The sequence below is a fragment of the Enterococcus sp. DIV0421 genome (assembly GCF_051713745.1).
Taxonomy (GTDB): domain Bacteria; phylum Bacillota; class Bacilli; order Lactobacillales; family Enterococcaceae; genus Enterococcus_D; species Enterococcus_D casseliflavus.
In genome coordinates this window covers 306,082-327,685 of record NZ_JBIOQM010000001.1, presented here as the reverse complement: position 1 = coordinate 327,685, position 21,604 = coordinate 306,082, and the positions used below count along the sequence as shown (strand labels likewise).

Genomic DNA, 21,604 nt, shown 5'->3' with positions numbered 1-21,604 from the left:
AATTTCTTGCAATTCGCTAAAATGAAGGAAAGAAGGAGGAAGGAACATGCAATTAGGTGAAGTGATTCGCGTCGAACGACCCGCTTTTTATGTGATTGGAAAAGAGGGCAAGGGGTTAGCAGAAGAAGGTGCTTCTTGGGTACCAGCGCTTTGGGAACTTGCAACAAAGGATTTTGAAGAGATCGAATTTCTCGTAAGTGATCAAAAGGCAGAAGAACTGGAATTTTGGGGCTTGATGAGTGATGGCACCAATTGGTTAGAGCCTTGGCAAGAAACCGGTCGCTACTTGGCAGGCGTTCAAGTCCAGACAGAAAATTTTCCTCCTGTCGGTTGGGTCCGTTGGGAAATGCCCGCAATGACCTATCTCGTTGTAAAAACAGATGAAAAAAACTTAACGATGATGACTGAAAAAATGCTGATGGAAGTTTTACCAGAAAACAACGTCCAGTTGTCAGCAGCCATCCAAGAAAGGTATCTTCCTCTTTTTAAGGAAGGGGAAGTTGAATTGTTTTTCCCTGTGGAGCCATTGGCAACAGCAACGGTGGAAACAGTAGAATAAAAAAAATCTGTCCGAGAAGCAGTCTTTGCTTCGGACAGATTTTTTCGTTTAGGTTAAAAAAGATTACTGAAAAAGTTGGACACGCCGCGCCAAGCACGAACAAAGATGTTGGCTTTTTCCACCGTTTGTGTTGTGATCAATCCTGCAGTCTCGTCATGATCGGAATCATCAATATAACCAAGCGTATCAGCTGGAATCGAAGCACTTACGGTACCGACTTCTGTGCCCTCAGTCAATGGCGCTTGCAGGGCAGAATCACGATAATGCTCATTAAAGTCAATGGTTGTTTCAAAGGCGGTGGCATCCATATCTCCACGTACCCATAAGGTCAAACCTTGATTTAAGGCAACGGGCACACTCAATTCTTTCCCATCTTTGACTGCAACCGTCTGGGTATCTTCTAGTTGCGCATTTTCTGGTAAAATCTCTACTTGTTCCCAAGCGTCAAACGAGTAATCCATCAAACGGCCTGTTTCAATAAAACGAACACTAGGATTTTCTGCATGACCATTGACGTTTAGCACCACGGTGATGATTCGTTGCCCATCTTTAACGGCGGTTCCGACAAAGCAGGCGCCTGCCATATCTGTCGTACCAGTCTTCAGACCGTCGACACCATCTTTCGTATTCGTAAAACCTGGAAGCATCCAGTTCCAATTGACCATCTCGACAGGCGAATAGGAACCTTCACCAAATTGTTTTGTTGAAAGGCTGGTTACTTCCAAAACATCTGGAAAGTCTTGTAACAAATGACGGGCAATCAATGCCACATCTTTTGCGGATAGTTCGTTTTCATCAGTTGAAGTTGATCCTGGGTAAATATTTTCCCCAAGATAAGCATTGTTTAAGCCAGAAGCATTGACGATCTTTGCATCGGTGATGCCCCATGATTGCACTTTTTCTTGCATTAAATCCACAAAGGCACTTTCAGACCCAGCAATCAGCTCCGCGAGCGCGACGATTGCAGCATTTGCAGATTGGATATAACTGGCATCATACAGATCTTTTACTGTATAGGTAACGTCTTGATGCAAAGGGACATTTGATAAGTTAGGGGACACGCTGAGATTAGCGGCATAATCGGAAATCGGCACAGGATCATCCCAAGCGATCGTTCCTTGTTCTACTTGCTCAGCGACAAGGTAGAGGCTGATGATCTTGGTGATGGAGGCAATACCCATGGCTGTCTCGCCATCTTGATCATACAACACTTTCCCTGTGTCAAAATCAATGGAGTAAGCGGCTTTGGCGTCAATCGAAAAATCTTGGATCTCTTCGATGCTCATTGCTGTATCATCAGCATATGAAACGAGGGGGATGCCGACAGCAGCAAAGAGGATTGCCAAAGCAGCAACGAAGGAATACCCGAACTTGGTTATTTTCTGCATATATGTAGTAGCTCCTTTTAAGTTGTATCTAAGCAAAAATTTTAACAAAGAGTATCCGCTGTTGCAATACTCTAAGAGAAAACTTAGCATTTAATTGCGAGAAGACCGCTCAAAGGGGGAATGGGCGTTGTTAAACCATTTCAACCTAGAAGACCTAAGGGCAAAAGACAGCAAAAAAAACTTGCCTTCCTATTTAATAAAGAAGACAAGTTTTTCTGAATTGACATCGGGTCAAACGATTTCACTTAGCGACGATTGGAATGGATTCTCGGGTTTTGGTTTTGGGCTCTGACGGGAACTTTCACTGCTCTCGTTTCTTGTTGCATGGCCAATTTTGCTAAAAAGAATGTCCCAGCTAGTAACGCAGCTAAAGCAAAGATGGAAAAGAGTGAAATAAAGGTCGTTAACATAAAAATCCCTTCTTTCTGTTTAAAATAAATGTGGAAGGTAGGAATCGAACCTACACCTTAATCTATGAACGATCAAACATCACTCAACGGAACACCTTGTTCAACCACTTGTTAAGTTAATGATAGCATGGATTGCCAGGAAATGCTGATAAAAAGTCTGAGAATTGACCGAAGAAAATGTGAAGAAAACGTGAACTCGATCTTCTCATGTCCCTTAGGCGATTTTTGTCAAAGAATAGTGGCAATCTTCTGCTTCATCATATAAAGTAATAACGGAGCCTTTTTGTTCCAGGACTAAATGATAGCCAAATGTGTCCAGTAACACTAATCGCATCGGAGTCAGTTCAACAATGGAAACAGGCAACGGTTTGCCTTCGATGGTCAATGAATAATCATTGGCAATTTCTAAAATGACATCTTCTTTTGTCTTTGAAGTAAAACGCCAATTTCCAATGAAATTTTGGCGGTTTTCATTTTTTTGTTTTTCCTTTCGCAACAGCAAGGAGCTGACCACGCCCGTTGCTAGAGATAAACCAATCAATAGAGACCTTTTCTTCATTTATACACGTCCTATCACTTACGATTCATCTAGTTGCACCTTGTGAACAAGATGCCCGCTTCTGCACACTAGAAAATAATTGCCATAAGTATACCATGAGAAGGTAAAAAAGCATGGTACTTTAGTTTGAAGTTTAGAAGTTTTTATCAAAATATGCTATGATTCAAAAGAGCAGGTGAGAAAATGAATTATCCGAATACCCTCTTAGCCACGTTTCTCGTTCGAGACAACCGATTCATTGCCCGATGTCTAGTCGATGGGCAAGAAGTGATCGTCCATGTGAAAAATACGGGACGAGGAAAAGAACTATTGCACAAAGGGACACTCGTGACCCTCCAATATTGGGACAATCCGAAACGTAAAACCAATTACGATTTGATCTCAGTCAAGAAAGAAGACCAATGGATCAATATTGATAGTCAAGTACCCAATCGGTTAGCCTATGAAGGCCTTTTGGATGGCACGATCCAGTTGCCGAATATCAAAGGGAAAATTGCCCTCTTGCGGCGTGAAGTCGTCTATGGGATGTCTAAGTTTGATCTTTATTTTGAAACAGACGAACAAGAAAAAGGATTTATAGAAATTAAAGGGATGACACTTGAAAACAAGCAAATCGGCGCTTTCCCAGATGCGCCAACGATTCGCGGCTTGAAACACGTCAATGAATTGATCCATGCCAAAGAAGCAGGCTATTATGCGACGGTTTTGTTCATGATCCAATTTGAAGTGGTGCAAATCGCCACGATCCATCGACAGATGCAGCCGGATCTGGCCGATAAGATCGCTGAAGCGCAAAGCAAAGGTGTCGAAGTGTTTGCTTATAATTGCCAGGTAAACCAAGGGATGATCGCGGTCAAAGAACCGATCCCTTTTGATTTGAACGTCGAATTTGACGACCCCAATCTATAGAAGAAAGAAGGAAAACACATGATTCATTTAGGGATTATCGGCACAAATTGGATCACCGATCAATTTGTACAAGCAGCCCACGAAACCAAACGGTATCAATTGGTAGCCGTATACTCAAGAAAATTGGCCACAGCGCAACGCTTTGGGGAAAAATACGGGGATATCGAATATGCGACCGATTTGGCCACTTTTTTTGGCTTAGCTCATATGGACACGGTCTATATCGCTTCTCCGAACAGTTTGCACTTTGAACAAGCCAAGCAAGGTATTTTGGCAGGAAAAAATGTCATAGTGGAAAAGCCAGCCTTTTCGACACCAGAGGAAATGGCGGAGATCATTGACCTAGCAAACCAACAACAGGTTTTATTCTTTGAAGCAGCTCGCAACATTCATGAAGCGAGTTTTTCAACCGTAGCCGAATTCTTACCGACACGCGGTGCCATTCTTGGGGCGAACTTTTCTTATATGAAATACTCGTCTCGTTATGACGCTGTACTAGCTGGGGAGGAACCAAATATCTTTTCTCCACATTTTTCTGGCGGAGCTTTAGCCGACTTGGGTGTGTATCCAGTATATGCGGCGGTCGCTTGGTTTGGTAAACCGCAAGATGTTCATTATTTTGCCCGTAAATTACCGACTGGTGTAGATGGTATCGGAACCGCAGTGTTGCGCTATGCTGATTTTGATGTCACGATCCAAACAGGCAAAATCGCTGATTCAGAGTTGCGTTCAGAAATTTATTTTGAAGACGGGACATTAGATTTGAATGCCGTCAATGCTATTGAAGAAGCAGCATTTTATGAACGCCAAACAAAACAAACGCATCCATTAGCAGTCGCTGCTTTAGACAATCCGATGATCGAAGAAGCGCAAGACTTTGCAGACATCATTGAAAACAAAGATGATCCTAAACAAGGACAACGCTATGAGGAATGGGTGGAACTTGCCCGCAGTGTCAATGAAACCGTCTCTTTGATGCGTAAGCAGGCCGACATCATTTTTGATGCAGATAAAAAATAAGGAATGGAACATTTATGACAGTATTTGAATTGACACAATTGCCAGACGTCTGGCAGGAAAAATGGCAAGCGGCAGGATATCACGCACCGTCCTTGATCCAAGAAAAAACCTTTGGTCCTTTAAAAGACGGCGCGTCTGTCATAGGAATCTCACCGACCGGTTCAGGTAAAACGTTGGCGTATCTCTTGCCATTGTTAACGAAGGTTGAAAAAAAGCAAGGCAATCAGCTGTTGATTTTGACTTCTTCACAAGAATTAGCGATGCAAGTCACAGAAGTAGCACGGGAATGGGCCCAAGCCATTGGTTTGACCGTTCTGCCGCTAATTGGCGGCGCAAGTACAAAACGCCAAGTGGAAAAACTAAAAGACAAACCCGAGGTCTTGATCGGTACCCCAGGCCGTGTGTTAGAGTTGATCAAAGCCAAAAAAATCAAGACCCAGCAGCTGCAATCGTTGGTATTGGATGAGGTTGACCAATTATTGAAAGAGGGTGCCTTCACCCTGGCAGCCAAGATCAATCAAACATTACCAAAACAAATCCAGCGTAGTTTCTTTTCAGCAACCGCGAACGAAGTGATCGATGAGATTCGACCATTCGTGTCAAAAGAGCCGCTGATCATTGATGTTACCCAAGAAGATCAGAGCAAAGGCGTCATCCATCATTACTATTTGAACTATCCGCAACGACGAATCGTGGATGCTTTAAGACGCTTTGCTCATTTACCAAACTTTCAAGCTTTGGTTTTCTTCAATGAATTAAGCACTATGGGGAATGCGGAAGAAAAGCTATTGTTTCATGGCTTGCCGGTGGCATCTCTGGCATCTGATCAAAACAAACTTGCACGAAAAGGTGCATTAGAGAGCTTTCGTCAAGGAAAACTAGTGGAACTATTGACGACCGATGTTGCCTCTCGCGGCTTAGATGTCGTGGATCTGCCTTACGTGATCAATACAGAAGTCCCTTTAGAAAAAGAATCCTATTTACACCGGGCAGGACGCGTTGGGAGAATGGGCAAAGAAGGAACCGTCGTCACGATCGTTCAAGACCATTCCTTGAAGGATTTGAAAAAAATCGCGAATCAGTTGTCCATAGAACTCAAAGAAGTTTATCTGCATGGGGGACAGTTACACACAGAAGCTCCTGTTGTCGAAAAAGAAAGCAAGAAAGAAACGAAAACAGCAAGTGTGCAGAAAATTTCCAAGAAAACGCCTGAAAAATTACACACTCCTGTCAAAAAGAGCAAGAAAAAGACGAAAAAGCAAAAAGACAAAGGAAAAAGACGCCATTGAGCGTCTTTTTGTGTTACCATTAACGTTGTTTATTATTAGTGTGTAAAAAAATGAGGAGGCTATCGAATGAATTCGCGAAAAGAAGAGATTTTTCAAACGATCGAACTGCATAAGCAAGGGTTGACCGCAGTTGATGTCGCTAAAATCTTACAAATCGATCGCAGCAATGCAAGCCGTTATCTCAGTGAGCTTTATAAAGAAAAGAAAATCGGCAAACGTTCCGGCCGTCCGGTTGTTTATGAGCCTTTAGAAGAAACAGTCCATGTGGATGTTTCCTCTGAAGTTAGTTTTGAAAGTCTGGTTGGAGTCCAAGCTTCCTTGAAAGTAAGTATCCAGCAAGCCAAAGCGGCGATCTTATATCCGCCTAGAGGACTCCATACCATTATTTTTGGTGAGACAGGTACCGGTAAATCCTTATTTGCCGAATGTATGTATCACTTTGCGGTTGAATCAAATATGTTAGAAAAAGATGCCCCGTTCGTGTCCTTTAACTGTGCGGACTATGCACAAAATCCGCAATTGTTGTTTGGTCACATCTTTGGCATCAAAAAAGGCGCCTACACTGGTGCCGCAGAAGATAGTCCAGGGTTGATGGCAAAAGCCGATGGCGGCATCCTGTTCTTAGATGAGATCCATCGACTGCCGCCAGAAGGCCAAGAAATGCTCTTTACCTTCATTGATAAAGGGATCTATCGTCCATTAGGGGAAAGTAATCAAGTTCATGAAGCCGCCGTGCAGATCATCGGTGCCACCACGGAATCATCAGAAACCTTTTTAACGACCTTCAATCGGCGAATTCCCATGGCTATTACTTTGCCAAATGTGGAAAGTCGTTCCTTAGATGAACGGTATGAAATCATTTCGTTGTTTATCAAGCAAGAGGCGACCCGTCTGAACCAACGAATCGATGTCGAACGAGATGCGATATTGGCCTTTATGCTCTATGATGCAGAAGGCAATATTGGTCAAATCAAGCGCGACCTTAAACTCGTCTGTGCCAAAGCATTTTTGCATTATCGAACCTATGGAAAAAAACACTTGCTGATACGAAAAGGCGACTGCTCCTTGCAAGTTCAAAAAGGCTTGTTGAAGATCAAAGAAATGTCGGAACGCTTGGATCGGTTTTTAGATGGCAAAGGCGACTTTCTAAGTTTTGAACCTGGCGACCCAGATGTCGTCTGGTCTCGTGATCCACAACGGAATATGCAAGTGTATAACGAGATCGAAGAAAAAGTCAGCTCGTTGATTGAAACGGGCGTAGCCAATGTCGATCTAGAAAATTTGATCTCTAAAGATGTCGATGCGTACTTTGAAAAGTATGTCGAAGAATTGATCCAAAATCCCGTTCATAAAGAACTGATTCCAGAAGACATTTGGAAACTGACAAATGTTCTTTATGATCTAGCTGGGCAAAGATTGTCTCGAACCTATAGTGAAAAAGCCCGCTTTGCCTTTGCACTACATCTGCAAAGTACACTGGAACGTGTCAAGGAAGGACATATGATCGTTCATCCAGATTTGAATACAGTCAGAAAAAACTTGAAATCCGAGTTCCAGGTGGCAATGGATCTATCGACCATTATCGAAGAAGAACGCCATGTCGAGATCCCCTTCGATGAGATCGGCTTTATCAGTATGTTTTTAGCGATTCAAGTCAAACAACCCTCGCAGCTGCCCCTTGAAAAAGTCGAGATTATTGTCTTGATGCACGGCAAGGCGACTGCTAGCAGTATGTTGGAAACGGCACAAGAGCTGCTTGAAACTGACCACGGCAAAGCGATGAATATGTCTTTAGATATGGAAGTCGGTCAAATGTATGAACAGCTATTGAACTATGTCACTGACAATAAGGAAAAGATGAGCAACGGCTTATTGCTTTTAACTGATATGGGTTCCCTCAATTCATTTGCGAATTTGATTTCTGAAGAGACCGGGATTCGTACGAAAGCCATCTCGATGGTCAGTACGATGATCGTCTTAGAGGCTTTGCGAATGGCGGAAAGTGGCCGAAGTTTAGAAGACATTTATCAAAACATTCAGCGTTCTTTTGAAACCATCGTGCAAGAACAGTTCCGCACAGTTCGCGAAGCGAAGGGGAATAAAAAAGCAGTCATCGTCACTTGCTTTACTGGAGAAGGTGTCGCTGCCAAACTTTATCAACGAATTTATCCCGTCGTCGATCAATCAAAAGTCGAGATCATTCAAATGCAATTTATTGAAAAAGAAACCTTCAAGAAACATATTGATGGCTTGCTAGAAGAATATGAGATCAAAGCCATTGCGGGCACCGTCGAGATCGATTATCAAAATATCCCGTTCTTTTCCGCCTATGATGTCTTTGATGACAATCGGTTGAATGTGCTGAAGCGGATCGTTTCAGATGAAGTGCCGATTGAAAAAATCGTACGTTCATTAGAAAATACCTTAACGCATGTGGGGTCCGTCTATCATCTGATCGAAAGTCTGCAGCGAATCGTTCATCAAATTCAAAATCAATTGCATGTGATTGTTGAACCTACCGTTGATGCGGGCTTAGTGATTCATTTAGCCTTTCTAGTGGAAAGTTTATTGAAGAAGGAACATTCCCGTACCTTCCCCAATTTGGCGGCCTTCCAAAAACGCTATCGTATCGAAACAGATGTGTTGCGAACTCATTTATTGCAGATAGAGAAAAACTATCAAATCAAAATCTCTGAAGATGAGATCGCCTATTTAACACAAATGTTCTTAGAAAATGAAATAAAAAGTTATGATGAATCCGCACACAATATTAGTGTGTAATGATAAATCCGTGAGTGTGCAAAAGAAAAATTGGTTCAGACCATTGATATATAAAGGTCTGGACTTATTTTTTTTTTGGCACGCTTTTTGCTTTATAGTAAAGTGTAACTTACAACAGAAAGGAGCAGATACGCGATGGCGAAAAAAACGATTATGCTTGTTTGTTCAGCAGGAATGAGTACCAGTCTATTGGTGACGAAAATGCAAAAAGCAGCCGAAGCAAAAGGAATGGAAGCAGATATCTTTGCTGTTTCAGCTTCAGAAGCCGACCAACATTTGGAGTCGAAACCAGTCGATGTTCTATTATTAGGACCACAAGTACGATTCATGAAATCACAATTTGAACAAAAGCTAGCACCAAAAGGCATTCCTTTGGACGTGATCAACATGGCAGACTATGGCATGATGAACGGCGAAAAAGTATTGCAACAAGCAGAAACATTAATGAACTAAGATTTTTAGGATCGAAGTGTAAGGAGGATTTTTAAAGATGGATGAGCAAAATTTGGAAGCCATTATGGGATTGATCATGTATGGTGGTAATGCAAAAAGTGACGCAATGGAAGCAATCGCGGCAGCAAAAGAAGGGGACTTCGAATTAGCTGACCAAAAAATCAAAGATGCTGAAGCATCTCTTGTGGAAGCGCATCATTCGCAAACAGGATTATTGACACAAGAAGCGCAAGGCAATCATATGACCGTGACATTGTTGACAGTGCATTCACAAGATCACCTAATGACGTCAATCGCATTTACCGATTTAGCGAAAGAAATCATTGATGTCTATCGACGTCTAAATAACGAATAATCTTTGAACGGATAGAAGTAGTTATTGTCGATGAATCAAAAAATCTTCTTTGACGAATAGAACTTATAGGAGGAATTAAGAATGGATGGATTAACAAGTTGGATGGAGAGACACATTCTCCCAGTTGCAGCTAAAATTGGTGCGCAAAAGCATTTGGTTGCTTTGCGGGATGCCTTTATCGGAATGATGCCAGCAACGATGGCTGGGGCAATTGCAGTATTATTGAACGCCTTCATGCGTGATTTTCCAAACACTTATCTAGGTGCGGACAATGCAATCACCAAATTTTTCACACCAGTGATCGCCGTCAACGGATTAGTTTGGACAGGTACCTTAGCAATCATGGCGGTTATCTTCTCAGCATCTTTTGGCTATAATTTAGCAAAGGCTTACAATGTTGATGCACTATCAGGTGCGTTGGTTTCTTTAGCAGCATTTATTATGGGTATTCCACAATCAGCTTCTCTTTCTTTAGCATTAGAAGAAGCACTACCAACCAACGTAGTAGATTTGATCAACAGCACAAGTGCTACATCAGGATTTGCAGCAGATGGTTCAACGATCAGTGCTGCTGGCTGGGGCTATTTCCCATTTAGTGCTTATATGGGCGGCTCAGGATTGTTCACCGCAATCATCTTTGGTTTCGTTTCAGTTATTATCTTTGCAAAATTGATGCAAAAAAATATTATTATCAAAATGCCAGATTCAGTGCCACCAGCAGTTTCTCGTGCTTTCGCAGCAATTATCCCAGGGATCGCCGGGCTATATGCATCAGGCTTGATTTACTACCTATTTGAACGTTTCGTTGGTATGCCCATTATTGACTGGATCTCCGAATCGATCCAAAAACCATTATTGGGTCTTTCTCAAGGATACTTTGCCGTATTTATCATTGTATTGCTTGTCCATGTTTTGTGGTTCTTTGGCTTACATGGTACAAATATCATGGGACCCGTTTTACAATCGATTTACGGTGTGGCTATGGTTGAAAATACCAATGCTTACCAATTAGGGGAAGCAGTTCCTTATAAATGGGTAGCAGGTTCGTTCGAAGCGTTTGTTTGGCCTGGTGGAGCAGGTGTGACTTTAATGCTCTTGATCGCAATCTTGCTATTTTCTAAACGTGCCGACTACAAGACAGTTGGTAAACTAGGGATTGGACCTGGTTTGTTTAACATCAATGAACCAGTAATGTTTGGTCTACCGATCGTGTTGAACCCATTGTTTATCATTCCATTTATTGTTGCACCATTAGTTACAGCGACAATTGCTTACTTTGCAACAACATTAGGCTTAGTTGCACCAGTTGTGGTAAATGTGATCTGGGTAATGCCAACGATCCTAAGTGGCTTCTTGGCTACCGGTGGGGACTGGCGTGCAATCATCTTGACGATCATTAATTTGGCTGTAGCTTTACTGATCTGGGCACCATTTATTATTGCTGCCAACAAAATCAATCCAGCAGACCAAGAGAACTAATCAAACGAAGCAAACGTTCTAGATGGGTGATTTCACCCATCTAGCTATCTTTTTTAGGAGGAGAAAAAATGATTATCGTAAATTCCGCAATGCAGCAAGACAACATCAAAGCATTACTTGAGTCTTTGTCAGAAGATGAGATCAAGTATACCTTCAAAGAAAAAAAAGGGATTCAGTTGATTTTTGAAACAACGGCAGATGACAAAGAAAAAGCAGTGAAGCTTGCCAAGGACGCAATCAAAAATACCGATTGGGGCCGAGTACTATACTTCAACGTCGTTAGTCAATAGTGAGGTGATATCATGTTTAAAAATGGATTGTTTTTTATAAGTATCGGTAGTATGTTATTTATATACAGCGCCAATGCGCAGTCAGGTGAATACCACTGGGTGAATCTCATCACGTCAGTCATTCTAATGGCTATTGGAGGAATCATGGCTTCAATTGGACACAAACGCAACAAGAAAGACAAGGAGGCGCAAGATGGAAATCACTAAAAAAATGAATGTACCCGCTGACTTTTTATATAAAACGATCATCGATTCCGTTTTACATGATATTAAACAAGCGACAGATCAAACGTTGACAGAAGACCAATTAGAAGGCTATAGTTATCTAAAACAATTTTATAAAGATAGCAATGCCAACATAACGATTGAAACAGTCAAGAAAAACCAAGCCTATGCGTTCCAAACGGCGACGAAAAAAAATACCTTCCGTGTACACTATCAAATTGAAGCGATAGATGACGCGCATTGCACCTTGCACTATGAAGAAAAAATGACTTCTGAAGGAATGATCCAACAATTGAATGACATGCTCTTAGGCACCATTCTAGGATATTTCAAACGCAAGCAATTTAAAAAAATGTTGAGTATGATGGAAGAAGCATATTAAGGGGTCGACTGACGCCTTTTTTGCGTTTCTTGCGTGTTTTCAAGTAGAGGAGATGAAGGAATGACAGATGTCAAAAAAATGACCGAATTCGGTTCGCAAGAAGTACTGGAATTGGTTTCTTATGCCTTTCAGTGGGAGTTGAATGAAACAAATATCAAGCGCTATCGCAAGCTTGCGGAGAATTCATGGAATTATGGTTCCTACGACAAGGATGGAAAACTAGCGAGCCAAATCATGGCAACTATTTTTGATGTGAATTTTCATGGAACGACCTATCCAATGGCAGGGATCGGTTTTGTGGCTTCTTATCCAGAGTATCGCAGCCAAGGTCGAATCGATCGGATCATGAAACAAATCATTAAAGATTGCTATGAACAAAAAATCGTTCTGTCCTATCTGGCACCTTTCTCCTTTGCGTTTTATCGCAGATATGGGTATGAATATACCTTTGAACGCACCGTTTATGAAGTTGATGCGCATCAATGGCCCGATGGGAAGAAAGTGAACGGAAGGATTCAACGCATGAATTGGGAGGAAGCACAGCCGATCATTCACGAGATTTATCATCAATTGCCTCGTCATCAAAAAGGTGGGCTGATTCGCCAAGCCTGGTGGGAAGAAATCAAGTTTGTTTTGCGCAGACCGTATACGTTTGCGATTTATCGCAATGAAGCGGGCGTTCCTGAAGGGTATTTGATCTACTTTGTTGAAGGAGGACGCTTTGATATTCAAGAGTGGGGCTATTTGACCGCTGACGCGTATCAAGGATTCAATCGGTTTATCGTTTCCCATGCAGATTCAGTAGCGCAGATCCATTATCGACCAGGGTTTGATGGGGAAGTCCTGCAAGTAAATGCAGCCAAACCATTGGCTCACTACCAAGTGCGCCCGGACATGATGGCACGAGTCGTCGATGTGGAAGGGTTTCTAAAAAGCTATCCATTTACGTTGAAAAAAGCTGGTCGTTTTGCCATAGAAATTCAAGGGGACGAATATGCCCCATGGAATAATGGGTGTTATGAAGTGACGATCGAAAACGCTCAGCATCATGTCACGAAAACGACCGCCACCAAGCTGCCAAAAGCAACCTTGTCGATTCAGCGCTTTGTGCAACTGTTTTTGCAGGCACAATCCCTTGATTCCTTGGTCTTTTTCCAGCAAATGGAAACGGAGAAGGAAGCTGCAGTGATGATTCAGGAAAACTTACCAGACGGAAAGCCGATTCTGGAAGATTATTTCTAAGCAAATCGAGGCAGAGGTATTTGCTTTCCAACAAAAAAAGATTCCTTAAAAATAAGGAATCTTTTTCTTCAAAAAACGTTCCCTGCCGGAATCGAACCAGCAACTAATCCTTAGGAGGGACTTGTTATATCCATTTAACTAAGGGAACACAATAGCTATATTTTACCTGTTATTCGTGTTTCTCGCAAGATGAGAAGGAAAAGAAAGGAAGAAAAACATGGTCAAACGATTGATAAGTGCAAACTATAGTGAAATCAAAGAAATGTCGGCGCAAGAATTGAAACAATCCATTAAAGCGAGCGAAGGACGAGTGATAATCTGTGAAACGGTGGTTCAAACCATGCCGCAAGCTGGCGACATCACCAACGCAGAAGTCGCGGCAGCTTTTGGGGCTGACTTGATTTTGTTGAATGGCTTTGATTGTTATCGTCCAGCTATTTTTGGGATGCCTGGTATCACATTGGAGCAGCTGCTTGATCCTACACAGCCCATTGAAAATCCGATTCCTCAACTAAAACAACTGATTGGACGACCTGTCGGCATCAATCTTGAGCCGATCCCAGCTACGACGGAAATGATGAGTGAAAAGATCAGCATCAGTCAAGGCCGTACAAGTTCGGTTGACACCATCAAAAAAGCCCAAGAACTCGGGGTGGACTTTCTTTGCTTTACAGGCAATCCTGGAACGGGTGTGACCAACCGAGAAATCGCTAAAGCAGTAAAATTGGCAAAAGAACATTTCTCTGGGTTGATCATCGCTGGAAAAATGCACAGTGCCGGCTCAGATGAACCTGTGGTTGATCGAGACGCCATCATTTCTTACGCTGAAGCTGGAGCAGATATTTTGTTACTGCCTTCCGTTGGTTCGATTCAAGGCTTTCTAGAAAAAGATCTGATCGAAGCTGTTCAAATTGCCAAACAATATGACTTATTGACGATGTCAGCGATCGGAACGAGTCAAGAGAGCGCGCGTCCAGAAACGTTGCGACAATTAGCCATTATCAACAAAACTTGTGGGGTCGATCTGCAGCATATCGGTGATGCTGGCTATGGCGGCATGGCACCGACCGAAAATATTTTCGAAACATCAGTTGCAATTAGAGGCATGCGCCATACGATCAATCGTGTCGGGCGTTCAATCAACCGTTAAATCAGAAAAAATTACTAGCGAAGGAAAACGGAGAATCGTTCTGCTTCGCTTTTTGCATTTTTTTCGCTAAGTTAGAAAGAAAGGAGGAAACACAAAATGAAACAAGCATTGATCATTTACGGAGGTTGGGAAGGACACGCCCCAAAAGAAACCAGTCAGTTTTACCAAACACTGCTGGAGTCAGAAGGATATCAGATGATACTCGCCTCAGATTTTGAACCTCTCTATCATAAAGAAGAATTAAAAAGGCTGGATCTGTTGATCATGAATTGGACGCGAGGAGAATTGCCTGATGAGCCGCTGCAAAATGTCACTCAGGCTGTAGCAGAAGGGTTAGGATTAGCAGGCGTTCATGGCGGCTTTGCCTCGGCTTTTCAAGCCAGTAAAGGCTGGTTGTTTCTGACTGGCGGCTGTTTTTTGGCACATCCTGGTGGATTGGAAACGACCTATAGCATCGATCTTACGACAGATCACTATATTACGGCAAATACGCAATCGATCCCTCAGTTGACGACGGAGCAATACTATTGTCTGGTTGATCCAGCCGTCACTGTGTTAGCTACCTCAACATTTGCCGCTAAAGATCATCCGAATGCAGCTAACCAAGAAGTCATACTGCCAATGATGTGGATCAAAAAATGGGGCAAGGGCAGAGTCTTTTTTCAATCCATTGGACACAGTCTAAAAGAGCTAGAAGAGCCCACCATTCAGACTTGGACTAAACGAGGCTTTCTATGGGCCACCAGAAATACTTTGGCTGATCCGCTGAAAAATAGCCAGTATAGTGAGTAATCAGAAAAACGAATGAGGAAATAAACGCGTGCAATCGTTTTACTTTATGGAAGAAAATAAGCATGGTACACTTTATTTGTATTTGATTAAGCAGGAGGTAATGTGGAATGGGAAAATTTGGAAAAAGTTTTTTATCGCGGGTAATATCTGACGGAATCAAAGGACCATTTGTCACGATCATGCTCAATACGCATGTCGGCCACCAGAATGTCGAAAAGGATCAAATCAAATTTAAGAACTTTGCCAAAGATGCGAAGCGCCGCTTTGAAAAGAAATACCCAGAACATTCTTGGGATCTTTTTCAAACGAAAATTGATGAACTGCTTGCAGATCAATCATTTTGGCGTAACAGTACAACGAGTGTGGCGGTGATTATCACACCAGAAGATGTACTAGTTCATCGGTTAAGTATTCGTGTGGATGATCAATATTACGTAGGGGAAACCCCGTATGTATTAGCTGTCATCAAAAACGCACAATTTAATTACCCATTTTATCTCTTAGCGTTGAATCGCGATTCAATGCAAGTCTTTCAAGTTGAAAACAATCAAGTGCGTGAAGTCGAGTTGCCAGAAGAGGCACCGACAACGATCGAAAAAGCGCTGGGGGAAGAAATCACTGGCGGCGGCAACTTTAATTACAGTGCCCAAGGTGGCCCTAACTCAGGAGGAGAAGGCGTCGCTTATCACGGCTTTAGTGCCAAAGATGAAGAAGTCGAGATCGATCACGTCAACTACTACCAAGCAGTTGATGCATTTTTTAAAAATGATTTTTCAAACGAAGAGCATTTACCAATGTATCTTTTTGCTTTACCAGAAAATCAAACGCTGTTTAAAAAAGTGGCAAAAACGAACTTTTTCAAAGCAGAACCAAGCATTTCCTCTTCACCAGCATCGTTATCTTTGAAAGAGATCCAAACGTGTACGCAAAAGCTGATTGCGGAGTTGACACAAAAAGAAGTTGGGGAATACGGCAAGCTGTTGGATCGGAAATTTATTGACCAATTGGTTGATATCGTACCTGCAGCTAAAGAAGGCAGGATCGCCAATCTGTTTGTAGCGACTTCCAATCTCGCCGATGGGTTTGGAGAAGATCCTGACACGGAATACGATCGTCGCCAAGTGTTAAATACGCTGGCAATCGATGTTTTAGAAAATGGCGGCGAGGTATCTATTTTGGAACAAAAAGATGCCCCAGGAGAAAAAAGTTTGACTGCGATTTTGCGCTACTAAACGCAGTTGCGTCCTTCGTAAATAAATCGTTTCCAAAAAAGAAAAGACTGTTGCGGATCTTTAGTGCAGCAGTCTTTTTGCGAATCATAAAAAAATAAAGGCGTTTTCATTTTTTTTGATTTTCTATTAGTCATAAAGAAGATAATGTGCTATAATACAAAGTGTAGTTTTTGTTACGGTAAATTATGGTAGCTTGTTTCATCTTAAACATCTTCCACATTTTCACCTTATACAAGTAATTGCAAAATATGTGTATAAACACAAGGAGGATTTTTATTATGGAAACAGGTACAGTTAAATGGTTTAACTCAGACAAAGGTTTTGGATTCATCACTGCAGAAAACGGTAACGATGTATTCGTTCATTTCTCAGCTATCCAAGGCGAAGGCTTCAAAACTTTAGAAGAAGGTCAAGCAGTGACTTTCGATATCGAAGACGGACAACGTGGCCCTCAAGCGACTAACGTTAACAAAGCGTAATTTGTGAATGCCTTTTAAGAGCAGCTTAGCTGCTCTTTTTTTTTGTGCGCGTGATATTTGCTTGCGGAGAAAGTAGTTGTTATACTCTTAGAAAAAAAAGGAGGCAAACTGATGGGATTGAATGAATTTATTCTTGGATTGGCTAATTTAGAAAAAATCCAACGAGCACCTGGATTTTTTAAGTTTACCGAGCACAGCGTGGCCGCTCATTCGTTTCGAGTAACCATGATCGCCCAGACCTTAGCCGATATCGAAGAACAAGCGGGAAATCAAGTCGATTGGCAAATTCTTTATGAAAAAGCCTTGAACCATGATTACACGGAACGTTTCATTGGCGACATCAAAACGCCAGTCAAATATGCAAACAAAGAATTGCGGGCGATGTTATCAACCGTTGAAGAAAAAATGACCGATGCTTTCATAGAAGAAGAAATCCCCCAAAGCTTTCAAGCGACGTATCGCAGACGCTTGGCGGATGGCAAAGACAACAGCCTTGAAGGACAGCTTTTGGCAATTGCGGATAAGATCGATCTTTTGTATGAGTCTTTTGAAGAGATCTCAAAAAGCAACCCCGACAAAGTGTTCAAAGAAATGTTTCGTGAAGCGATTTTGACGGTCAAAGCGTTTCAGCATCGTCCATGTGTGACTTATTTCTTTGAAGCCATTTTTCCCGAGTTATTGAATGCAGATTTTTATGGCAAGACTGCTTTTCTAGAAGAAATCGCAGCTTTGGTGGAAAAATAAACAAAAAGAAAAAACGAAAAATCAAGAAATGATCCATCTCACAGGTTTTACTTGAAACAAGTGAGGGGAGCAGGTTTGATTTTTCGTTTTTTTGTTGTATTAAAGCAAAGATTCCGCTCCATCAATATAGACTTCCGTTCCAGAAATATTGCCCGCAGCCTCTGAAGATAGAAAAAGTACAAGGTTGGCGACTTGTTCTGGCACGCCTGTTTCTTGTTTTAATGGTCGAGAACGTTCTGGATATTTGACGGGGATCTCAACGCGAGCAACCTCTTCTTCAATTTCTGTGCTGGCATCGATATTCGTTGCGATCGCCCCAGGGCAGATGGCATTGACCCGAATATTATAACCAGAAAGTTCCAGCGCAGCCATTTTTGTAAAGGCGACTTGACCTGCCTTAGATGTACTGTAAGCAGTCGCACCAAAATTGCTGAAGATGCGGTTTCCATTGACTGAACTCGTAATGACAATGCTGCCGCCGTTTGCTTTCATAAATGGGATCGCAGCTTTGACGGTAATAAAGGTACTGTGTAAATTTGTGTTGATCGTCTGGTCCCATTCCGCCACCGTCAATTCTTCGATCGGTGTCCAAGTACCGTTGATGCCGGCATTGACGTGAAGTACATCGAGACCACCTAGTTCTTCCACAAGAACACTCATCGCTTCTTGCAGCTTCTCTGCTTCAGTGACGTCAACGGCACGATAGTGGGTTTGTGCGTCATAGTCAGCAAGAAACTCCTGCAGCTCCTCCTCGTTGCGATCAATTAACCCAACAAGAGCACCCTGGGCTAGAAATTGTTCTGCCACCGCTTTTCCAATCCCTGAAGCAGCCCCCGTTACAATCACTCGTTTGTTTTTGAAATCATTCATTTTTTTCGCCTCCTTATAGTAAATTATAAAAAAGATCTCTTTTTTTGTCGAAAAAAGCGATCAGCGACGAGTGACAAATTCCTTTGGCTGATAAATACGGATACTAGATAGTAAGGTTCTTCTTCCTGCGAACCCTCGTATCCGATGGGAAAACAGATGTAATCGCCATTGATTTTGTAGTATAATGCAGACAGTGTGCAAGGAGGAATACAATGAAACCCATATACGCTGTGGTGGATCTTGAAACAACAGGAACCGATTCGACGATTGATCGAATTATTCAATTTGGCTGCGTCTTAGTCCAAGATGGCAAGATCATTAATCGTTTTGCCGCAGATATCAACCCTGACCGCAGAATTTCTAAGCAAATTCAACGATTGACACACATCACAAACCAGCAAGTAAGCAAAGCGCCTTATTTCGAAGACATAGCTGACACGATCTACAACTTACTCAGCAATACGATTTTCGTGGCGCATAACATTTATTTTGACTATCATTTTTTAAGCAATGAATTTGTTCGTTGCGGTCTGCCGCCTTTATCGATTCCAGGGATCGATACGGTGGAATTGGCGCAAGTGTTTTTGCCGACAGAAAGCAGCTTTCGCTTAGGTGATCTGGCAGACAGCATCGGCTTTCGTCATGACAACCCGCATCAAGCCGATAGTGATGCAGAAGTGACCGCAGCTTTATTTTTATACATTGAAGCAATCATGCGACAGCTACCACGGACGACTCTTAAACAGATTGCGCTTTTAAGCGGTCAGATGGGGATGCAAACGAGTGAGTATATTCACGGAATTTTGAAAGAAAAAGGACCAGAGTTGGCGGAAGATTTCGAAGTGATCGACGGCGTCGTCCTGCGAAAAAAAACTGTTCCGCTTTTTGAAGCCACGCATTTTCAAGAAACGTATCCGAAAGTAAAAACGGAAAAAGAACAGCGCTTTGGCGAGCACTTGATCTATCGGAAACAACAAGCACGTTTGATGAATGCGGTGTATACGCATTACACCCAACCAGAGAAAAATTTGATTATTGAAGCAGAAACGGGGATGGGAAAAACCATCGGTTACTTGTTTCCAGCCGCTTATTTAGCGACGCCAGAAAATCCATTGATCGTTAGCACCTCATCGATTCTTTTACAAAATCAGATCATTAGCAAAGACATTCCATTGGTGAACCAAGTACTGCAGCAGCCTTTGCAAGCGGTCTTGGTCAAAAGCCATCGTCATTACATTGATTTGCAGCGCTTTAAAGCGACGCTGGATCAACCGGTAGAACAAAAGCAATACGCCCAATATCAGATGGGGATCTTAGTCTGGCTGACCAAAACAGAAACAGGTGACTTTGATGAATTGAATTTAGTTCGTCTTGATCATCCTTTATTTACCGACATTCGCCATCGCGGGGTCGACTTTTTAGCCAAAGATCAACCCTTCTATGAACAAGATTTTGTCCGACATTTATATCGGCGGATGGCGCAAAGCAATGTTTTGATCGTCAATCATGCCTTTTTAATGCAGGAAAACCGACGGGCGCAGCCACTGTTGCCAACGAGTGATTATTTGTTGATCGATGAGGCCCAACAGTTGCCGCAGCAAGCAGAAGGCTTTAGTCAACATGTCTTTGACTCTGCTCATTTCAAGCGGCAGTTTTTACAGCTGAATGAAGAAGGACTATTGGAAGAAATTGCCCAGGTCATTACCGAGGACGATTTTTTGCAACGGATGTTCTCGTTGTATCGAAATGCATTGTCGGTTTTGGTCGAAACACAAGAACAGTATTTTCGCACCTTATTGATCGATGCCCCAGAATTACAAGTCGTTCAGCATCATGACCTCTATGATGGGTCATTAGAGCAGGACAAGCTACATCAAAAATTGAGTCTCTATTATCAGGAAATCAATGAGATTCAACAGCAGCTGCGTCAGCGATTCGAGTTGACCAATGATCGGTGGTATGCAAGACAACGGATCGTGATTGCCCGTTTATTTGATTTCTTTAGTCAAATGGACGCACAGGAACAAACAGTGACCGCGTGGTTGACTTGGTGGCATCCTCGTTACGTTCATTGGCTGAAAAAGCATCCCCAGTCAGGAAATGCTGTGATTGAGTTAGCTGATCTAGAAGGACATTCGATCGTGGAGAGCACATGGTACCAACGCTATCAGCACATCATTTATCTAGGGGGGACATTGAAGATCCCAGGCAACAAAGAATATTTTGCCCATCAGATCGGCTTGACGGATGTGCCAGTCAAAACGATTCCTGCCTTTTATGATTACAGCAAGCAAACGCGACTGTATGTAATCAAAAAAGGTCTCTCGATCCAACAAGCATCAGCTGCCGAATACGCGGATTATTTAGTCGAAGCGTTGGTCCCGATTTTGTTTGACAATCCGCAACCAGCGCTTGTGTTGTTTACGGCGCACGAAACTTTGAAAAATGTCTATGATCGATTGAATAAAAAAGCCCTGCATTATGGCAGAGAAATCGTTGCTCAAGGGACTGGCGGAACCCGTGAGAAAATCTTAAAGAAATTTTTATTAGCGGAAAATGGTATCTTATTAGGGACTAGCAGTTTTTGGGAAGGGGGCGATTTGCCAGGACAGGCACTGAAGATCGCTGTGGTGACCCGATTGCCTTTTGAGAACCCTAAACAACCCATGGTCCAAGCACGGCACGCCTTTTTGGAAGCAGAAGGCATTGATTCTTTTAAAGAAGATGCCTTACCTAAAGCGATTTTACGGCTGCGCCAAGCATTGGGGCGCTTGATCCGTTCCGAGGAGGATATCGGCGTGATGGTCGTCCTTGATCGACGCTTGCTATCGACAAAGTATGGCAAACGAATGGTCAAAGGCTTACCCAAAAACTTACCTCTGATTGAAGCAAGTCCAACCGAGATCGCCGAAGACATCCAACATTTTTTTGCGCAAGAGGAAAAAGCAGCAGCCGATTTTGAAAAATGAGTTGAACATCTGATATAATGGATTTTA

General features: G+C 42.4%; 22 protein-coding genes and 1 tRNA gene. 18 read left to right on the top strand and 5 right to left on the bottom strand.

What is annotated here, in order from left to right:
- Window positions 1-46: 46 nt before the first annotated feature.
- Window positions 47-559, top strand: a complete 513-nt coding sequence (locus tag IGI96_RS01455; RefSeq protein ID WP_086338052.1) for a GyrI-like domain-containing protein — start codon at window positions 47-49, stop codon at window positions 557-559.
- Between the two features lie 53 nt (window positions 560-612).
- Here the strand turns inward: IGI96_RS01455 and IGI96_RS01450 are convergent, their stop codons facing one another.
- The 3 genes from IGI96_RS01450 to IGI96_RS01440 form a co-directional block, all read right to left on the bottom strand.
- Window positions 613-1,947 (bottom strand): serine hydrolase, encoded by a 1,335-nt coding sequence (locus tag IGI96_RS01450; RefSeq protein ID WP_010749328.1) that lies wholly within the window; start codon window positions 1,945-1,947, stop codon window positions 613-615.
- A gap of 245 nt (window positions 1,948-2,192) precedes the next feature.
- Window positions 2,193-2,357 carry a hypothetical protein gene (locus IGI96_RS01445; protein WP_005229460.1) on the bottom strand — a complete coding sequence of 55 codons (165 nt, stop codon included), beginning with the start codon at window positions 2,355-2,357 and terminating at the stop codon, window positions 2,193-2,195.
- Between the two features lie 214 nt (window positions 2,358-2,571).
- Window positions 2,572-2,916 (bottom strand): DUF4828 domain-containing protein, encoded by a 345-nt coding sequence (locus IGI96_RS01440; RefSeq protein ID WP_016610747.1) that lies wholly within the window; start codon window positions 2,914-2,916, stop codon window positions 2,572-2,574.
- A 183-nt stretch (window positions 2,917-3,099) separates the two neighbouring features.
- Between IGI96_RS01440 and sfsA the strand changes: the two genes are divergently transcribed.
- The 11 genes from sfsA to IGI96_RS01385 all read left to right on the top strand — a co-directional run bounded on the left by sfsA (window position 3,100) and on the right by IGI96_RS01385 (window position 13,341).
- A complete protein-coding gene (sfsA, locus tag IGI96_RS01435) occupies window positions 3,100-3,825 on the top strand; it encodes a DNA/RNA nuclease SfsA (protein WP_086338053.1) in 726 nt (241 codons plus the stop codon).
- Window positions 3,826-3,843: 18 nt separating this feature from the next.
- Window positions 3,844-4,845 (top strand): Gfo/Idh/MocA family protein, encoded by a 1,002-nt coding sequence (locus IGI96_RS01430; protein ID WP_081116266.1) that lies wholly within the window; start codon window positions 3,844-3,846, stop codon window positions 4,843-4,845.
- Between the two features lie 14 nt (window positions 4,846-4,859).
- Window positions 4,860-6,134 carry a DEAD/DEAH box helicase gene (locus IGI96_RS01425; protein ID WP_086338054.1) on the top strand — a complete coding sequence of 425 codons (1,275 nt, stop codon included), beginning with the start codon at window positions 4,860-4,862 and terminating at the stop codon, window positions 6,132-6,134.
- 66 nt (window positions 6,135-6,200) lie between these two features.
- Complete coding sequence (locus tag IGI96_RS01420) at window positions 6,201-8,915, top strand: sigma 54-interacting transcriptional regulator (protein WP_010749333.1); 2,715 nt, start codon at window positions 6,201-6,203, stop codon at window positions 8,913-8,915.
- A 135-nt stretch (window positions 8,916-9,050) separates the two neighbouring features.
- Window positions 9,051-9,368: a PTS sugar transporter subunit IIB gene (locus IGI96_RS01415; RefSeq protein WP_005229471.1), complete on the top strand. Its 318-nt coding sequence runs from the start codon at window positions 9,051-9,053 to the stop codon at window positions 9,366-9,368.
- Between the two features lie 37 nt (window positions 9,369-9,405).
- Complete coding sequence (locus tag IGI96_RS01410) at window positions 9,406-9,723, top strand: PTS lactose/cellobiose transporter subunit IIA (RefSeq protein WP_005229473.1); 318 nt, start codon at window positions 9,406-9,408, stop codon at window positions 9,721-9,723.
- Window positions 9,724-9,804: 81 nt separating this feature from the next.
- A complete protein-coding gene (locus tag IGI96_RS01405; protein WP_081116262.1) occupies window positions 9,805-11,202 on the top strand; it encodes a PTS sugar transporter subunit IIC in 1,398 nt (465 codons plus the stop codon).
- A 68-nt stretch (window positions 11,203-11,270) separates the two neighbouring features.
- Window positions 11,271-11,492 carry a hypothetical protein gene (locus tag IGI96_RS01400; protein WP_005231914.1) on the top strand — a complete coding sequence of 74 codons (222 nt, stop codon included), beginning with the start codon at window positions 11,271-11,273 and terminating at the stop codon, window positions 11,490-11,492.
- Window positions 11,493-11,504: 12 nt separating this feature from the next.
- Complete coding sequence (locus IGI96_RS01395; protein ID WP_005236946.1) at window positions 11,505-11,699, top strand: hypothetical protein; 195 nt, start codon at window positions 11,505-11,507, stop codon at window positions 11,697-11,699.
- On the top strand, window positions 11,686-12,099 hold the full coding sequence (locus tag IGI96_RS01390) for a DUF3284 domain-containing protein (protein ID WP_005229481.1): 414 nt from the start codon (window positions 11,686-11,688) through the stop codon (window positions 12,097-12,099). The genes IGI96_RS01395 and IGI96_RS01390 overlap by 14 nt, the downstream gene beginning before the upstream one ends.
- A gap of 60 nt (window positions 12,100-12,159) precedes the next feature.
- On the top strand, window positions 12,160-13,341 hold the full coding sequence (locus IGI96_RS01385; RefSeq protein WP_086338055.1) for a GNAT family N-acetyltransferase: 1,182 nt from the start codon (window positions 12,160-12,162) through the stop codon (window positions 13,339-13,341).
- A 76-nt stretch (window positions 13,342-13,417) separates the two neighbouring features.
- On the opposite strand, the gene IGI96_RS01380 is transcribed toward IGI96_RS01385, so the two are convergent.
- Window positions 13,418-13,489 (bottom strand) — tRNA-Arg (locus IGI96_RS01380).
- Window positions 13,490-13,558: 69 nt separating this feature from the next.
- Here IGI96_RS01380 and IGI96_RS01375 point away from each other — a divergent pair.
- The 5 genes from IGI96_RS01375 (at window position 13,559) to IGI96_RS01355 (ending at window position 17,738) form a co-directional block, all read left to right on the top strand.
- The gene (locus tag IGI96_RS01375) at window positions 13,559-14,491 is read left to right on the top strand and encodes a DUF7916 family protein (protein WP_005229489.1); all 933 of its coding nucleotides are present in this window, start codon (window positions 13,559-13,561) and stop codon (window positions 14,489-14,491) included.
- 96 nt (window positions 14,492-14,587) lie between these two features.
- Complete coding sequence (locus tag IGI96_RS01370) at window positions 14,588-15,283, top strand: ThuA domain-containing protein (RefSeq protein WP_086338056.1); 696 nt, start codon at window positions 14,588-14,590, stop codon at window positions 15,281-15,283.
- Between the two features lie 107 nt (window positions 15,284-15,390).
- The gene (locus tag IGI96_RS01365; RefSeq protein ID WP_086338057.1) at window positions 15,391-16,515 is read left to right on the top strand and encodes a baeRF6 domain-containing protein; all 1,125 of its coding nucleotides are present in this window, start codon (window positions 15,391-15,393) and stop codon (window positions 16,513-16,515) included.
- 278 nt (window positions 16,516-16,793) lie between these two features.
- Window positions 16,794-16,994, top strand: coding sequence for a cold-shock protein (locus IGI96_RS01360; RefSeq protein WP_003126918.1), 201 nt, complete (start codon window positions 16,794-16,796; stop codon window positions 16,992-16,994).
- 111 nt (window positions 16,995-17,105) lie between these two features.
- On the top strand, window positions 17,106-17,738 hold the full coding sequence (locus IGI96_RS01355) for an HD domain-containing protein (protein WP_086338058.1): 633 nt from the start codon (window positions 17,106-17,108) through the stop codon (window positions 17,736-17,738).
- A gap of 99 nt (window positions 17,739-17,837) precedes the next feature.
- On the opposite strand, the gene IGI96_RS01350 is transcribed toward IGI96_RS01355, so the two are convergent.
- Window positions 17,838-18,608, bottom strand: a complete 771-nt coding sequence (locus tag IGI96_RS01350; protein WP_438784795.1) for an SDR family oxidoreductase — start codon at window positions 18,606-18,608, stop codon at window positions 17,838-17,840.
- A gap of 212 nt (window positions 18,609-18,820) precedes the next feature.
- On the opposite strand from IGI96_RS01350, the gene IGI96_RS01345 reads away from it, so the two are divergent.
- Window positions 18,821-21,577 (top strand): helicase C-terminal domain-containing protein, encoded by a 2,757-nt coding sequence (locus tag IGI96_RS01345; RefSeq protein WP_438784794.1) that lies wholly within the window; start codon window positions 18,821-18,823, stop codon window positions 21,575-21,577.
- Window positions 21,578-21,604: the final 27 nt, after the last annotated feature.

Coding starts and splice junctions, on each gene's coding strand:
- IGI96_RS01405 (WP_081116262.1), top strand. CDS start 9,805: ATGGATGGATTAACAAGTTGGATGGAGAGACACATTCTCCCAGTTGCA.
- IGI96_RS01350 (WP_438784795.1), bottom strand. CDS start 18,608: ATGAATGATTTCAAAAACAAACGAGTGATTGTAACGGGGGCTGCTTCA.
- IGI96_RS01420 (WP_010749333.1), top strand. CDS start 6,201: ATGAATTCGCGAAAAGAAGAGATTTTTCAAACGATCGAACTGCATAAG.
- IGI96_RS01450 (WP_010749328.1), bottom strand. CDS start 1,947: ATGCAGAAAATAACCAAGTTCGGGTATTCCTTCGTTGCTGCTTTGGCA.
- IGI96_RS01355 (WP_086338058.1), top strand. CDS start 17,106: ATGGGATTGAATGAATTTATTCTTGGATTGGCTAATTTAGAAAAAATC.
- IGI96_RS01440 (WP_016610747.1), bottom strand. CDS start 2,916: ATGAAGAAAAGGTCTCTATTGATTGGTTTATCTCTAGCAACGGGCGTG.
- IGI96_RS01395 (WP_005236946.1), top strand. CDS start 11,505: ATGTTTAAAAATGGATTGTTTTTTATAAGTATCGGTAGTATGTTATTT.
- IGI96_RS01410 (WP_005229473.1), top strand. CDS start 9,406: ATGGATGAGCAAAATTTGGAAGCCATTATGGGATTGATCATGTATGGT.
- IGI96_RS01370 (WP_086338056.1), top strand. CDS start 14,588: ATGAAACAAGCATTGATCATTTACGGAGGTTGGGAAGGACACGCCCCA.
- IGI96_RS01455 (WP_086338052.1), top strand. CDS start 47: ATGCAATTAGGTGAAGTGATTCGCGTCGAACGACCCGCTTTTTATGTG.
- IGI96_RS01415 (WP_005229471.1), top strand. CDS start 9,051: ATGGCGAAAAAAACGATTATGCTTGTTTGTTCAGCAGGAATGAGTACC.
- IGI96_RS01425 (WP_086338054.1), top strand. CDS start 4,860: ATGACAGTATTTGAATTGACACAATTGCCAGACGTCTGGCAGGAAAAA.
- IGI96_RS01365 (WP_086338057.1), top strand. CDS start 15,391: ATGGGAAAATTTGGAAAAAGTTTTTTATCGCGGGTAATATCTGACGGA.
- IGI96_RS01385 (WP_086338055.1), top strand. CDS start 12,160: ATGACAGATGTCAAAAAAATGACCGAATTCGGTTCGCAAGAAGTACTG.
- IGI96_RS01445 (WP_005229460.1), bottom strand. CDS start 2,357: ATGTTAACGACCTTTATTTCACTCTTTTCCATCTTTGCTTTAGCTGCG.
- IGI96_RS01345 (WP_438784794.1), top strand. CDS start 18,821: ATGAAACCCATATACGCTGTGGTGGATCTTGAAACAACAGGAACCGAT.
- IGI96_RS01430 (WP_081116266.1), top strand. CDS start 3,844: ATGATTCATTTAGGGATTATCGGCACAAATTGGATCACCGATCAATTT.
- IGI96_RS01375 (WP_005229489.1), top strand. CDS start 13,559: ATGGTCAAACGATTGATAAGTGCAAACTATAGTGAAATCAAAGAAATG.
- sfsA (WP_086338053.1), top strand. CDS start 3,100: ATGAATTATCCGAATACCCTCTTAGCCACGTTTCTCGTTCGAGACAAC.
- IGI96_RS01400 (WP_005231914.1), top strand. CDS start 11,271: ATGATTATCGTAAATTCCGCAATGCAGCAAGACAACATCAAAGCATTA.
- IGI96_RS01360 (WP_003126918.1), top strand. CDS start 16,794: ATGGAAACAGGTACAGTTAAATGGTTTAACTCAGACAAAGGTTTTGGA.
- IGI96_RS01390 (WP_005229481.1), top strand. CDS start 11,686: ATGGAAATCACTAAAAAAATGAATGTACCCGCTGACTTTTTATATAAA.